Consider the following 15516-nt stretch of genomic DNA (forward strand, 5'->3'; position numbering starts at 1 on the left):
GAAGAAATTAGTATATAAAAATAAATAAAGGACCAATAAATGAGCAGTACAGAAGTGGAAACACTAAATGAAGTCAAACCATTTGTTATTTCAAGAAACAACATGCCAACACTGACTCATGTAGAAAAAAATGGTGAGTTATTTCATTTAGGCCAATTAAAAGACTTCCGCAAGATTGATTCAATTAAAAGATTTATGCCAAATACGGGGCGTAGTTCATTAAGCTGGGTTTCTCTAAACTCGGGTGATGAGCTTAAGGTTCATGAGCACCCTATCGAATCAATGATTATAATTACTGCTGGTCAAGCTGAGTTAACAGGTGATACTCACTGCATCGTTAATGAAGGTGATATTATATGTGTTCCTAGTAATACAAAACATGGATTTATTGGTCGCGGCACAACGGGCTTTTGGGGAATCTCTATTCAATTTGAAGAGCGTGGATTATATGAAGATCCCTTAAAAGCTTTGGTTAAATTTGATGTTCAAGAGAGTTTCCATCAAAAGATATTAAATCGACAGGAAGAATGGAAAAAAACGATTGCTTCACATTCATTATTCAATCTAGTCCATTCTTTGGAAGATAAAACACCTTTCTTAATTGTACTGAAAAATTGGTCTGATGCATTCCAAGAGCTCGTTTTGTTACGAAGTGTCATGGTTTCTGATGCTAAATTTCATCAGGTTACCAGTGAGCACTTAGTCGAAGAATTTGGTCACAATAAGGCATTTAATCACCTTGTACCAACCCCACCCTCATTGAGGATGCAGGCTGTATGTAGCTGGTTTAATCAAAAAATGCTGAAGCTTGATGACAAGCATCGTTTAGTATTAATGAACTTAGCTATCGAAGGCTCTGCGACAGTTTTTTATGATAATCTTTATAGTTTATTCGTTAAAACGAAAGAAGCTGATCATTTTGAAGAGCATAATGAACTTGATCACACCCATGAAGGTATGGGATTTGATTTGATCAACATAAATAATGAAAATGAATTCTTAGGATTATTGAAAACCCTGAATGATACGTGGGGTATGATCTCGGAACTTTACACAGTACTGGAAGAAGATTGCAAAAAATTATTAACAAAATAATCACTGCAACTTAAAATTTCTTGTGTATGTGAAATGGTAAGCAGGTTTCTATTCTAAGGAATAGGAACTTGTTTATATATATAACTAAATAAAAGGATTACTAATTATAATGAAACACGCATTTGATATCAATCGTCCATATTTACCTGAGTGGATTAGACTTGATCAAAGTGAAAATCCCTATGGTTTTTCATTCAACCGTTATCCATCAAAGGATAATGAACAAAAACTTTATGAAGCTTATATACAATATATTAACCGCGATTTGAATTTAAATAGCCATTTATCTGCAGATAATTTACTTTTTACACGAGGTGCTGCTGATGCTATCGATTTAATACTTAGAACTTTCGCGAGAGGAGCAGATGAAGAAATATTGGTTTCTGATCCAACATTTTTTCCCATTAAACATTGGGCAAAAATTTATAATATTCCTTTGGTTGATGAGAAACTCACAGGAGATACACTTAACAATATAAATGTAGATAATGTTATTAGTTCAAAAGCAACAATTTGTTTTCTCATTCATCCAAATAATCCAACTTCAACTTGTTTAGACTCAACTTGTTTAAGGAGTATTATTGAAAATTTTAATGGATTAGTTGTTGTTGATGAAGCGTATATAGATTTTTGTCATGACAGAAGCATTGTAGAGCTTGTACACCAAAAATCAAATCTGATTGTATTGAGATCTATGTCTAAAGCTTGGGGATGTGCGGGTCTTAGAGCTGGTTTTATTATTGCAAATGATAAATTGATCACGTCATTGCAATTTATACAACCCCCTTTTATGTGCGATTCCTTTACCTGTGACCATCTTTCTTTCCTACTTAATGAACGCTATACCGAGTTTTGTAATTATAGAGAGTTGATAATTACAAGCCGAGATGATTTTCTGTCTACTTTTAATGGTCTTGATGGGTTTGAGACATTGCCAAGCGATACGAATTTTATTCTGATTCGTTGTGCAAAAATACCCTCATTAGAAAAAGTGCTTATGAGCCACAACATTGTAACTAAGTCATTAAAAATTAATGATGTAGAGTACGTCCGGATCGGAGTTGGTAACCAATTAGAAATGAAGGTACTCAAACAAATATTGATTGATGAGGCTAATTGTGATCCAAAATATTGAGTATCGAGAAGTACAGAATTTTGTTCTCGGAAAAAATGAGCATGTTAACCTTAATGAGCTTCCATATTGGCCATTTAGAATGGTATTTCCAATATGTACACAAAAAAAGGGGTTAATTCCTATTGGAACATTTTATTTGCCGTTCAATACAATTTCTGATTTTGAATTCAAAATAATAGAAGAAAATATCTCTGATTTATCAAGCGAAGAAATTATTTTTATTCCCCACATTCGTAAAGATGATGAGGAAACTTTACAAAAACTTAGAGAGTTAGGTTTTTATTTAATTGATATCGAAGGTGAATCTATAGTTAAATATATAGGAATTGATAGTGATGAATATCTTAGGGAGAAGATAGGAAGTAAAAGATTTAGGGAGCATAATCGAATAGTAAGGAAATCTCAGGAGTATATTGTCATGACATATACTCTCGAAGAGGTTTTACATGATTCTACTTTATTTGAAGGATGGTCAAATTTATTTAATATCCATGAGAAAAAATATAATAACTCGATAAGTGTATATGGTTCTGATTTTCTAAACAAGTTTTCAATACTTAAAAATCATGGGGAGTATCAGTTTAATTTTAGATTTTCAGGTGATCAGATAATACAAGTTTATCTAACAAGAATAACAAGTGATACTCTTTATCTTATTGCTGCTGCCTCTAATCCTCATTATATTGAAAATGGTATTAACTTGTATACGACACTAATGATGGATAATATCAAGGAAAAAAATAGATTGAATATTGAATTTTTGCATCTTGGTCGTGGAGGTAAAGAAAGAAAGTTGATGTATGGTGCAAATATTTATATTCCACACATTCATGCTATCTATACAAAAAGTCAAGATGCGTCACATGAAATTGATAATGGATGAAATTAATGACTATGTGGTACCTAAAGCTAGCAACATCATTCTTGATCTGTGCAACGGCTCTTGCATTCAAAGACTTAATAATCAAGTATTTGTTTAATCAAAATGTTATGTTTAGTCAGTTGTTTTTTTACACAGGCTTTTTTAGTTTAACGTTATCAGTGATAATCTCTAAGTTAAATAAGCATGCATTTGCCATAAGTAATAAAAAATACCAAGTAAGACGTGTATTTATTGTTTGTATTAGTACAAGTTTAGCTTTTCTCTCGTTTAAGCTATTATCACCGACTGTAGTTAATATTGGATCAAAAATTACATTGCCATTAATGATACTTTTATCTTCATTTCTAGTTTTGCCCTATGCGAAAAAAGAAAAACTTTTGGCAGGTATAACTATGATTATCATGTTGATATTTTTTTATCAATCATTGTCTATTGACAAAGCGTCATTACTTGGTATTGGTATTCTTTTACTCTCTGCTTTTTTTATGATTGCGGAGTATATGACTTTAAGTCATACCGTTAAATATGAAAGCCAAGCCTTAGTTTGTTTGGTTCCTAGTGTATCACTTATATTATTGGGTATTATCTTTTCTATCATTTTTAATGAATCCTTGTTTTACATATCAGGAAAATTAATAACAGGATTGTCAATATGTGGTATTTTATATTTTATTGCATATTATAGTGGTGTAATTCGATATAAATTGTTACCACCTGGTTTGGCTGAATATCCATCTTTGATGACAATATTAATTGTTTGGCCTGTTGATGTGTTGTTTTTTAATGGAAATATGTCATTTAACACTATTATATTTGGTATATTGGCACTTATTTTATTGGGTATTATTATTAGAGAGCATAGAAAATCTAAGCTAAAATAGAGTTATCTATTATCTCAGTAACTGTTCCAGATATAATTGGACACTGATGGAGGACTCAATCCGAATAGGACTATCTGATTAATCGCTAAACTAACATAATCATCCATCGGATTGAGTTATATCTATCATTATATACTGGTGTGATGGACGTCCCCTTTCTCAGTAGCAAACAGTGCCATCTTTTACAAAGTGCACTGAATTTCGGGAAAACATCTCATGAATACGATCAAAGTGGTGGGCAGCCAGCACCTCAATGGGTGTTCCCTGTGAGTGCAGAGATACCGCAGAAAAACGGGTAAACCCTTAATAAGCTATATTTACCAACTTATTTTCATGTAGTTATACATCCGTTTAGAAATAAAGTAGTATAATCTTATCACTAATAAATCACTATTGTATGTTCTCTGCCAATGCAGAGATAAGCCGTTGTTATTTTTATTTTAATTGGTTATCAAATCATGTTCCCCGTAGATACGGGGATAAACGACCGATTGATTAGATATTACAGCTTATTATAGCTGCTATAGTAATAAGGTTGTTCTTTTTCTTTTATTGTCACAATAAAAAATATGATTAATTTTCTGTAAAAACAAACCAGCTTTTACAAAAGCTATCACAAAGAAAAATCTCTATAGGAGTTAAGCCAATGAAACGTTATCCACTCAAACTCAAACGAGCTATCCAAAAAATATTACTTCACCCCTACAACCTAAGCGTCAGCTTGTTAGCTAAAATAACATGTATATCTGAAACTACTCTGTACAGGTGGCGTAACGAAGCACTTGTTTTGAATAGTGCAAATGTTCTAGAACAGCTTCAGCAGGAAAATAAAGACTTGAAACGAAAATCAACTCATAGAGAAACCGCGACCAGACAGGTGTTACAGGACAATAAGAAAACAAATAATCCACATTTAAAACATAACCCTATAAACTTTTCACTGTTATCCCTTCATATAGTTCTAAATGTGAGCGTCATTCCATAATCTAATTGAATTAATAAAAACAACACAAAAAAGGTGGTGAATTTTTCTATTACTTGATTAATATAAAATATCTGTTCATCCACTGCCCAAAACTCTTTTTTCTCAAATATCACAATCAGGAAAATAAGTTGGCTATCAATACAACAACAGAAACAACTTACTGGAATCCCATGGTGCCGGAACTCACAGTGACAGATTTTTCGGTGTCCCTAGATTTCTATGTACAAATATTAGGATTCAACATAATGATACGGCGAAAAGATCCCGATTTTGCCTATCTTCATTTAGGGAAAGCTCAACTGATGCTGGAAGCGTTTCACGAAACAGGCTGGAATACGGCAGAGCTTAATAAGCCGCTGGGACGTGGCATTAATTTGCAAATAGAAGTGGATGATATCAACTCTATTCTTAATCGCCTGCAAATCAACAAGATAAAACTTTACCGTCCATTGAAGGATAATGACTACGCCATAGGCGATACCCACATCTGTCAGCGAGAATTTCTTGTTCAAGATCCTGATGGTTATTTGCTGAGGTTCAGTCAATACATAGAGTAAAAACAGAGCCTTCCTCAATCAATGAATAAAACTCGGTTTAAACTTTATTTCATCGTGGGAACCTATGTCTATGTTAATAAATAATTTTGGTTATATCATACGATATTGGGGCAAAGCCCAGAAAAATATCTATTCTGATGCCGATTATCATCTTCTAGCTTATCACTGCCTAGATGTTGCGGCAGTTGGCAAATATCTACTGGCTCCCCACAAAAAAATTACCGCCGATATTGCGGATTTTCTGGAATTATCAAAAGAAGAATTACAAAACCTATTTGTATTTTTTTTGCTCCTGCATGATATCGGTAAATTTGCTTCCGCATTCCAGCAATTATATTCCCCAAAACAGCACACTGAACTGCTAAAAATCCAGCATTGCAAACCCTACGATGGCAAACATTTTCGGCATGATCGTTTAGGGCTGTTTTTCTGGAAGCAGATCCAGGACGATGTGCTGTTTGCTTTGGTGGGAGACAACAACCTGCACTGTCGTGATAAAGATCGGGCGCAGGATACATTGATGGTTTTAATGCAGTGTATGCTCGGTCATCACGGCAAACCGATTGATAATAACGACTGGCACACGATTGGCGATTTTACCGAAGCCCAAAATGTAATTGATGCAAAAGCCTTCACAAATGATCTCATTGCTCTGTTCCAGCCTCGCCTGTCACTGGAAAAATTACTTTCCAAAGAATGGAAAGATAACCTGAAGCAAATAAGTTGGCAGTTGGCTGGCATCGTTGTCATGGCCGACTGGATAGGCTCTGACAGTGCACGCTTTCGCTATCAAACCAGCCCCATGCCATTGGCAGAGTACTGGCAAACCGCCGAACGGCAGGCGCAAATTGCCCTGAATGCCATTAATATGCAATACACACCAGCTATATCGCCGTATAAATCTATCCAGCATTATTATGGTTTTTCACCAACGCCATTACAGCAATGGGCAGAAGAAGTATCGATTGATGATTCTCCCCAGCTTTTCATTCTGGAAGATGTAACCGGTGCCGGAAAAACCGAAGCCGCTCTCACTTTAACCCATCGCTTGATGCAGGCCGGAGTCGCAGAAGGTTTCTATTTTGGCCTGCCGACGATGGCAACATCTAACGCCATGTTTAGCCGCGTCGCCAAACACTATCGTGAGATGTTCAATACCGGCGGCAAGCCACCGAGCATCGTTCTGGCACATGGCGCCAGTAAGATGAACGATGCTTTCAATGACATTATTCTGACCTCTGAAAACAGCGATAACGATTACACCAAAGACGAGATCACAGCGACAGCACAATGCCATCAATGGCTGGCGGACTCGCGCAAAAAAGCACTACTGGCACCCGTTGGCGTAGGGACGATCGATCAAGCGCTGCTTGCCGTCTTGCCCCGAAAATATCAGTCGCTGCGTTTGATTGGCTTGAATCGTAAGATCCTGATTTTTGATGAAGTCCATGCTGCGGATGAATACATGTTTGCCCTGCTGGAAAATCTGCTGAACCTGCATCTTCATCAAGGGGGATCGGTGATATTACTTACTGCCACACTTTCCCTGAAACAACGCCAGAAACTGGCGGATATCTGGCTATCTTCCGCAGGCCAAGCGCCACAGAAACTGCGGCAAACGGCCTTTCCTTTGGCAACCAAAATTACGCTCACTCCTGAAAATCCGATTATTGAACAACCCCTGCACAGCCGCTCAGATGTCAGCCGTGAAGTCATCGTAAAAACACTAAACTCTCTGGATGCTTGTGTGCAAACCGCCCTGAGCGCCGCCAAAAAAGGGCAATGCGTGGTTTGGGTACGCAACTCCGTTGATGATGCTTTACACGCTTTCCGATTGATTCAGTCACAGATGGATAATCCAGAAGATTGCCTGTTGTTTCACAGCCTCTTTATTTTGCACGATCGCAAGAAGATCGAAGATCTTGTACTAGAGATATTTGGCAAAAATAGCATCCAACTGCATCGGCAAGGCAAGATTCTGATTACCACCCAAGTTTTTCAGGAAAGTCTGGATGCTGATGCTGACGAGATGATTGCCGATATCTGCCCAATCGATGATTTGATCCAGCGGACAGGCCGCCTGCACCGTCATACCCGCAATGCTGAAGGAATTTATCAGCAAGGTATTAGCGATGGTCGTCCTGCCCCTGTGTTGTATCTCCACGCCCCGAAATGGGACGATCAACCACAAGCAGACTGGTTGAGTAAAGATTTCCGCAATACCCAATATGTTTATCGTTCACCGGGGCGCCTGTGGCTGGGGTTGCGTGAACTGCGGCGATTGGGCGCCATCAGAATGCCTGCCGAAGCCAGAACTTTAATCGAAGCGGTTTACAGTGACGATGCGTATGAAGAAATACCTGATACCTTAAGACATAAGGAAAATGAATTTATTGGAGAAGGCCACAGCAAAGAGGCCAAAGCGGAATCACAGACCTTGCGATGGAAACATGGATATTGCAATCACAGTGCCAGCGGATGGTATGACGATGATAGCGATATCAGCACCCGATTCAGTGATATCGAAACGGTTGAGGTTCTGCTTGTTAAACTGACTGACAAAGATGCATTAATACCGTGGGCGAACGAGGGAGAATTTGCCGTTCAACTCAGTACCCTCAGGCTACCAAAAAACAAATTTGCCGATAAACTGCTGGCGATTCCAGAGTCACTCTCCTACGCTGTAGAGCAGCTACAGGGCAGATTCAAATCCGCTAAATACCTGCAAATCTGGCTGCCCGAACTCGACCCCAATTTCAGTTACGACCCTACTATCGGTTTTTATGAAATCCACCAGCAGGAGGCATGATGAACCTTGTTAAAGACGCATGGCTGACCTTTAAAATGCGGGATGGTAGTCAAAAGAAACTGCCACTGGCGGCTATCCGAGATCCCAACGTCATGGATTTTGCCCTGCCACGAGCAGATTTTCAGGGCGCCGCCTATCAGTTAGCCATCGGCTTGCTGCAAACAGTGTTTGCTCCCGTAGATAAGTTTCAATGGCATGATTTTTATGAGGCTCCCCCAACACAAGCAGATTTACAGACAGCCTTTGACCGCGTGGAACATGCCTTTAATCTGTCAGGTAACGGGCCACTATTTATGCAGGATTTTGATTCGCTGGATAGCGTCAAATCAACGGCGATTTCTGGGTTACTTATTGAAGCGCCTGGAGCGAATACGCTCAAACTTAACACCGACCATTTTATTAAACGCGGCCAATGTGAAATCGTCTCGCCTGAAATGGCGGCTATCGCACTTTTCACCTTACAGATTAATGCGCCTGCCGGTGGTGTCGGGCATCGTGTCGGCTTGCGGGGCGGTGGCCCTCTGACCACTCTGGTTCAACCCCAAACGCTGGATACCCCACTCTGGCACAAACTCTGGCTTAATATTGTCAATCAAGAATACTGCGGCTATCCCGAAGCAGACCTCCACAGCCCCAGTGTCTTTCCGTGGCTAGACCAAACCAAACTCAGCCAACCCGTCGGTACGGAAATTTACGCTTCTGATGTTCATGAACTCTATATGTATTGGGCGATGCCACGGCGTATCCGTCTGCAAATCGACGATAAACCCGCAATTTGCCAACTAACCGGACAACCCACCGAACAATCTGTTACCCGCTACCGAACCCAAAACTATGGCAACAACTATGCCGGAAATTGGCAACATCCACTCACGCCTTATAAATGGAATCCGAAAAAAGCCAATGACGATCACCTTTCTATCAAAGGACAACCGGGAGGGATCACTTATAAGCTATGGAATAGTTTGGCGTTTTCCATAAATAACGAGGGGCAAAAAGCCGCTCTGGTCGTCGATCATTTCCACCAGATTTGTGATTATTTTGCAGAGGAACACAGCGCAACACCCCGGTTATGGGTCTTTGGCTATGATATGGACAATATGAAAGCCAGAGGCTGGTATTCCACTACACTTCCCCTGTTTTCCATCGCCGTTGAAAAGCAGGATGTCATTTTCCGGCGAGCCAGAAATTTACAGACCCTTTCTGCCAATGCCCTGAGCCAATGCCGTTCCCAAATCAAAAGTGGATGGTTCAATCGCCCAAATGATGTGAAAGGCGATATGTCATTTATTGATGCTGCGTTCTATCAACGTACTCAAACGGCTTTTTTTAAAGCGGTACAACAGATTATCAGCAGCCAGCAGGCGTCTTCTTATTTCTCGCCAGAAGAGGCCAAAAGCTGGCTCTACCAACTGAGAAATACCTGTTTCGATCTGTTTGATGAATATGTGCTGTCAGAAAGCGTCGATCCGAAAACGCTGCCGAAAAAAGTCAAGGCAAGGCATTTTTTGACTCAGTGGTTATTTAGTGCCAAAGAGATCAAATCATTTATGACTGAATACCAAATCGAACGCCAACAGAAAGAGGTGATCAATGAATAAGTTGAGCGAAAGTACCTTGCTGCGCTGGTGGGAAAGCATGTTTCTATCACCATCAGAACTGAAAGCTAAAGGCAGATACCCCGCCCCAACGGTGTATAAAGCGCAGCTAAAACGCTGCCAGAATATCGACGCAGCCATGTTAACCGGAGGCTTTCGCACCTTGTGGCTGAGTTTGCAAGAAAGAAACGCTGAAACCGTCGATGAAAAAACCATCATAAAATGGGCAATGATTGCCATGACGGTCGTGCATGTGAAACGCAATGTAACCACAACATTGGCAACCGCAGCCGGCACCAAAACAGAAAACGATAAACCGGTCGTCAGTGAACTCCGTTTTGCCCAATTACAGGGTGCCAAGACCCCCGACGAATTTGTTACCCGCTTACGACGCACCTTGCAGCTCATTGATGGGAAAGTTTCCATGCTGGATCTGGCAAAAGATATTGAGCAATGGGCTCGCGAATGCCACCAGCAAAGACCCCGTCGAGCAAATCAGCGTCTCAGCGTGCAATGGGCGCTGGAGTATTACAAAGCAGCAAAATAATCACTTTTAACCTTTGAGGTATCCTAAATGAGCCAATTTATTCAATTACATCTGCTAACCTCCTACCCGCCAGCCAACCTGAACCGCGATGATATAGGGCGTCCTAAAACGGCCAGAATGGGGGGGGTTGATCGATTAAGAATCAGCTCCCAAAGCCTGAAACGCCACTGGCGAGTCTCAGATCTGTTTCAGGCAGCACTTGCGGGACACCTTGGATTTCGGACAAAACGCTTTGGCCTCGAAATTTATCAACAATTGATCGAAGCGGACGTTAAAGAAAAGCAGGCGGCAGAGTGGGCTTCTGCCATTGCGGGGGTATTTGGCAAAAATAAAAAAGACACGCCACTGGAAATAGAACAACTGGCCCATATCAGCCCTACGGAAAAAGCCGCCACAATCTCCCTGGCAAAACAACTGGCCGACGAAAACCGGACGCCAACCAAGGAAGAACTAAGTCTGTTGAGCAAAGAAAGAATGGCTGTGGATATCGCCCTGTTTGGCCGCATGCTCGCTTCCAGCCCTGCCTATAATATTGAGGCCGCTTGTCAGGTTGCCCATGCCATCAGCGTACATGATGTAATGATTGAAGATGATTATTTTACCGCAGTAGATGATCTGAACGACGGCAAAAGCGATACAGGTTCAGCGCATATTGGGGAAAACGGATTTGCAGCAGCCCTGTTCTACAGCTATATCTGTATCAACAAAACCCTGCTGATGGAAAATCTGGCAGGCAATGAAACTCTGGTCAATCAAGCCATTGCCGCCCTGACCGAAGCCGCTGTCAAAATCTCCCCTTCCGGCAAGCAAAACAGTTTTGGCTCCCGCGCCTATGCCAGTTATGTTCTGGCGGAAAAAGGGGAATATCAGCCCCGCTCTTTGTCGGTCGCGTTTTTGAAACCCATTAACGATGAAGATCAGGCTGCATCTGCCATTGTCGCATTGGAAAAACAGGTGAAAAACTTCGATAACGTTTATGGTGACTGTGCTGACGTCCGCCATAGCATCAATACCCTCACCGGAGAAGGCAGTTTTGCCGAACTGATTAAATTCGTCACGAATTAAAAGGAGGCCGGAATGCAAACCTATTTGGTTTTTCGATTATATGGTGTGCTGGCCAGTTGGGGCGTAGAAGCCGTCGGTGAAAGCCGCCCCACCAGCCTGCATCCGACTCGTTCAGCGATTTTGGGGCTATTGGGCGCAGCACTGGGCATCCGGCGTGATGATGAAATACGCCTTGCTGAATTACAGCAAAGTGTCAACATCGCCATCAAACAAATCGTGGCCGGTTCATTGATGAGAGATTATCACACGAGTCAAGTTCCCTCCCAAAACAACAAACAGCCACACTTCACCCGTAAAAGTGAGTTGAGTGAATCTGAACTGAATACGATTTTATCCTCACGGGATTACCGCAGTGATGGGCTGTGGATCATCGCAATTTCACTGACCGACCAAGCCCATCTGACGCTGACAACCTTGCGTGATGCGCTGTTAAAACCGGTTTTCACCTTGAGCCTTGGGCGCAAATCCTGCCCTCTGTGCATTCCTATGATGCCGCAAATAACCCAACCTCCCTGTTTGAAAGCGGCTCTGGATACGGAATTTCCGCCTTTAACACAGTCGGAGAAAGCCGATCACTATTGGCTGGGCGACAACGGTATCGTGAGCTATTTCTGGGAAGGGGATAAAAACGAGATTGAGATCCCCGATGTGGCGGTATTGACCAGCCAATTGTGGGACGAACCGCTTTCACGAACCCGCTGGCAGTTCACTCAACGTACTATGCACCAATTATCACTGATGGAGAAGGCACATGTACCTGTCTAAAGTCACCTTACGACCTTCTGCCTATCGGGAACAGTTTTTGTCAAAAATGGCGAAAAACAGTGTTTATTCTTCCCACCAGCTATTATGGCAACTGTTTACGGAACAGGCAGAACGCAATTTTCTGTTCAGGGAAGATATGAGCATCAACGGTACACCCGAGTTCTTCGTACTGTCCCATACAGCGCCAATACCCAACTCGGCGATGTTCCAGATTCAGAGCAAGGCATTTACCCCGCAATTACGCAGCGGACAGAAACTGGCGTTTAAACTCCGGCTAAATCCCACCATCTGCATCACAGATAAGGATTCCGGCAAACAGCGGCGTCATGATGTACTGATGAATGCCAAACGTCAGGCACAGTTGGCGGGTGTTAGTACTGACGAAATCCAGCCGCTGATGATGCAAGCTGTACAGGCTTGGATACAGGATGAAAAACGACTGACTCACTGGGGTATCCAGTTTGATTTCGATCCTGATGTTGAACGCTATACCCAACATCGCTGTCGCAAGCCTTCCGGCCAGAAAGTGGAATTTTCGAGCGTTGATTTTCAGGGCGTGCTCACCCTTTCAGATCATGAACTTTTTCTGGCGCAATACGCGAAGGGCTTTGGTCGAGCGAAATCCTTCGGCTGTGGGATGATGCTGATAAGGACTCTGTAATGGCGTTTATTCCACTGAAACCGTGTTCCCCGTAGGTACGGGGATAAACCGAAATTAACCGCCTTACTAAACTCTGCGAATTGGCTTATCCCCGTAAGTACAGGGATAAGCCGATGTAAATAAAGCCAATACGATTGAATCTCAAGTGTTCCCCGTACCTACGGAGATAAACCAACAGCAAAACATATCTTCCCACAATAACAGGACTCACCATGATTCAAACTCTCCATAGAGAAATTGTTTTCATTAAAGTCACAAACCGAAATATTCAACTTTAGTTACTCATTTGCCAGCATTATTCGTTAACAGACTTCATATAACCTATGATAATCTACTGCGTCCTTCATTTTCCTTTGAGTTTATTATGACCTTAACTAACTTCAGCAAATTGTTAGCCGCTACACTTTGTCTTGCGACTTCATACAGCTATGCAGATAGTGAGCGCCCACTTTTTTCATTGACGATGGCAGAATCTGGTGTATCGCAGACGAATAGCGATGGGAGTTTATCTCATTCTACAAAATCAGAATCCCGCATTCTGCCGATTTGGGGTAATGAAGCGCGAGCTAAAGGCTACGATCTACCTGAGCCATTTGGCGCAAGTTATGGTTATATGAATCTGCGTCAAGATATCATTATAGACAGCATTAAATTTCAATTTACCAATCCGCTTGTAGATAAGAGCTTTCGAAATCTGATTGCAGTCAATGCAGGTGATACCCGAGAAAAAAATGAATCTCATATGCTTAAACTGGATACTTGGGTTCTGCCTTTTATAAATGTATACGGTGTATATGGGAAAACCAAAGGTACATCAAAAACTAATCTTGATAGTATTTACTTTATGGACATGGAAGACCCCTGGCTTAAAAACATTCCTTTTGAATTAAATTTCGAAGGAAAAACCTATGGTGGAGGGGCAACTTTTGCCGGTAGTTATAACCAATTTTTTGCTACATTAGATGCTAACTACACGCGTACCACTCTAGATATTTTAGATGGGGATATCAGTGCCCTTGTCATTACGCCTCGCGTTGGTTATGAATTTGTCTTCGAACCATTATTCACTGGTCAGGGAAACACCAAAGTTCAGGTATGGGTAGGTGCTATGTACCAAGATATCACCCAGCGTTTTAAAGGTGATGTAAGCAAACTCAATTTACCATCCGACCTAGCTGATTTGTTTGGTTCACTTACAAATAATACAGCGGATAACGGCAAATATAAATCAGACATCAAATTCGACGTCGAGCAGCACCTTGCCCATAAATGGAATAACACCGTGGGTGCGCGTTTCGAAATCACTCGTAACTTCAATATCCTATCTGAAGTGGGTTTCGGCAACCGAAACAGCCTCTTTGTTTCCGGTGAGTTTCGTTTCTAATGTTCCGACGCATGACAATCAAGAGGCTGGTGATATCCAGCCTTCTTATTTTTACCGCATCATCAGCACAGGCTGATATATTGCCCGATCGGCAAAAGATCGATGGTTGGCTCAGCGAATTAGGCGGCAGTAATCAATTCGATGCCAGCAAGAAAGTTGACTGGGGCGTGCTGCCCGGCCCTTTTTACACCCCTGAAATGGGAATGGGCATTGGGGTCGCTGTAGTCGGGCTTTACCGTCCCAATAACTCAGACCACACCAGCCAGACCTCCTCACTGGGTCTCAGCGGTTTTGGTTCATCTACCGGCGCATTTGGCCTGAATTTTACCAATTATAATTTTCTGGCTCGTGATCAGTGGCGGTTATTTGTTTCCGGGACGCTAAATAACACGCCGACTTACTATTGGGGCAAGGGTTATGACGCCGGTAAAAATAATGGCAATAAAGAGAAATATCGAGCACAGGAGTTTGATATTCGCCCTCGCCTGCTCTATCGCGTGACAGATGCTACGTATATGGGATTAGGCTGGCATTTCTCATCCCTCAACGCCAGTGATCCGGATATCGGTGCCGCAAAATATTTCGCGCAGTCCGTCGGTGGACGCTCCGTCATCAGTTCCGGTGTAAGTGCATATTTCAGTTATGACACGCGGGATTTCCTGCCTAATGCAAAACACGGGCAAGCATTTGAAATCGTTTATACCCATTTTTCCCCAGAATTAGGGGGAGATAATCGTTTCAATACCACACAGTTACAGTTTTCGACCTATCACCAGCTATCCGAAAAATCCGTGCTGGCTTTCGATAACTATGCCCGTTTCAGCTCTGGCGATGTGCCGTGGAATCAATTATCCCTGCTGGGCAGTAGTCAACGGATGCGCGGGTACTATGAAGGGCGCTATCGCGATACCAATATCTTCACGTCACAATTAGAATTAAGACATAAACTTGACTGGCGCCATGGTATTGTCGGCTGGATAGGCACAGGCACATTAAGTGATTCCCCTTCAAAGCTAGGTGCAAAGCACTGGCTTCCTTCTATTGGTGTGGGCTATCGTTTCGAGTTTAAGCCACGCATGAATGTCAGATTAGATTTTGGTGTTGGTAAAAACAGCACTGGATTCTACTTTCAGGTCGGAGAAGCATTTTGA

14 protein-coding genes are annotated in these 15516 nt (G+C 41.8%); all 14 read left to right on the forward strand.

Annotated features, from left to right (window positions below; translation table 11 throughout):
* The first annotated feature begins 39 nt into the window (after window positions 1-39).
* The 14 genes from PSI22_RS12180 (at window position 40) to PSI22_RS12245 (ending at window position 15516) form a co-directional block, all read left to right on the forward strand.
* Window positions 40-1095, forward strand: coding sequence for a cupin domain-containing protein (locus PSI22_RS12180; protein WP_273579995.1), 1056 nt, complete (start codon window positions 40-42; stop codon window positions 1093-1095).
* Between the two features lie 109 nt (window positions 1096-1204).
* Window positions 1205-2230: a pyridoxal phosphate-dependent aminotransferase gene (locus PSI22_RS12185; RefSeq protein ID WP_273579997.1), complete on the forward strand. Its 1026-nt coding sequence runs from the start codon at window positions 1205-1207 to the stop codon at window positions 2228-2230.
* Entirely contained in the window at window positions 2214-3113 is a 900-nt protein-coding gene (locus PSI22_RS12190; RefSeq protein WP_273579998.1) for a hypothetical protein, read from the forward strand. Before PSI22_RS12185 ends, PSI22_RS12190 begins: the two co-directional genes overlap by 17 nt.
* A gap of 5 nt (window positions 3114-3118) precedes the next feature.
* Window positions 3119-3994, forward strand: a complete 876-nt coding sequence (locus tag PSI22_RS12195; RefSeq protein WP_273579999.1) for a hypothetical protein — start codon at window positions 3119-3121, stop codon at window positions 3992-3994.
* A 646-nt stretch (window positions 3995-4640) separates the two neighbouring features.
* Window positions 4641-4979 carry a helix-turn-helix domain-containing protein gene (locus tag PSI22_RS12200; RefSeq protein WP_273580000.1) on the forward strand — a complete coding sequence of 113 codons (339 nt, stop codon included), beginning with the start codon at window positions 4641-4643 and terminating at the stop codon, window positions 4977-4979.
* Between the two features lie 170 nt (window positions 4980-5149).
* Window positions 5150-5536 carry a bleomycin resistance protein gene (locus tag PSI22_RS12205; RefSeq protein ID WP_273580041.1) on the forward strand — a complete coding sequence of 129 codons (387 nt, stop codon included), beginning with the start codon at window positions 5150-5152 and terminating at the stop codon, window positions 5534-5536.
* A 70-nt stretch (window positions 5537-5606) separates the two neighbouring features.
* Entirely contained in the window at window positions 5607-8345 is a 2739-nt protein-coding gene (gene cas3, locus PSI22_RS12210; protein WP_273580002.1) for a CRISPR-associated helicase Cas3', read from the forward strand.
* Window positions 8345-9946: a type I-E CRISPR-associated protein Cse1/CasA gene (gene casA, locus PSI22_RS12215; protein ID WP_273580003.1), complete on the forward strand. Its 1602-nt coding sequence runs from the start codon at window positions 8345-8347 to the stop codon at window positions 9944-9946. The genes cas3 and casA overlap by 1 nt, the downstream gene beginning before the upstream one ends.
* Window positions 9939-10490, forward strand: a complete 552-nt coding sequence (gene casB / locus PSI22_RS12220; protein WP_273580004.1) for a type I-E CRISPR-associated protein Cse2/CasB — start codon at window positions 9939-9941, stop codon at window positions 10488-10490. The genes casA and casB overlap by 8 nt, the downstream gene beginning before the upstream one ends.
* Window positions 10491-10517: 27 nt before the next feature.
* A complete protein-coding gene (gene cas7e / locus PSI22_RS12225) occupies window positions 10518-11555 on the forward strand; it encodes a type I-E CRISPR-associated protein Cas7/Cse4/CasC (protein WP_273580005.1) in 1038 nt (345 codons plus the stop codon).
* Window positions 11556-11567: 12 nt separating this feature from the next.
* Window positions 11568-12320, forward strand: coding sequence for a type I-E CRISPR-associated protein Cas5/CasD (gene cas5e / locus PSI22_RS12230; protein ID WP_273580006.1), 753 nt, complete (start codon window positions 11568-11570; stop codon window positions 12318-12320).
* On the forward strand, window positions 12307-12981 hold the full coding sequence (cas6e, locus tag PSI22_RS12235) for a type I-E CRISPR-associated protein Cas6/Cse3/CasE (protein WP_273580007.1): 675 nt from the start codon (window positions 12307-12309) through the stop codon (window positions 12979-12981). Before cas5e ends, cas6e begins: the two co-directional genes overlap by 14 nt.
* Window positions 12982-13345: 364 nt before the next feature.
* Window positions 13346-14365: a hypothetical protein gene (locus PSI22_RS12240; RefSeq protein WP_273580008.1), complete on the forward strand. Its 1020-nt coding sequence runs from the start codon at window positions 13346-13348 to the stop codon at window positions 14363-14365.
* Window positions 14365-15516: a BamA/TamA family outer membrane protein gene (locus PSI22_RS12245; RefSeq protein ID WP_370689024.1), complete on the forward strand. Its 1152-nt coding sequence runs from the start codon at window positions 14365-14367 to the stop codon at window positions 15514-15516. Before PSI22_RS12240 ends, PSI22_RS12245 begins: the two co-directional genes overlap by 1 nt.

The organism is Xenorhabdus aichiensis, from assembly GCF_028598775.1.
Classification (GTDB): domain Bacteria; phylum Pseudomonadota; class Gammaproteobacteria; order Enterobacterales; family Enterobacteriaceae; genus Xenorhabdus; species Xenorhabdus bovienii.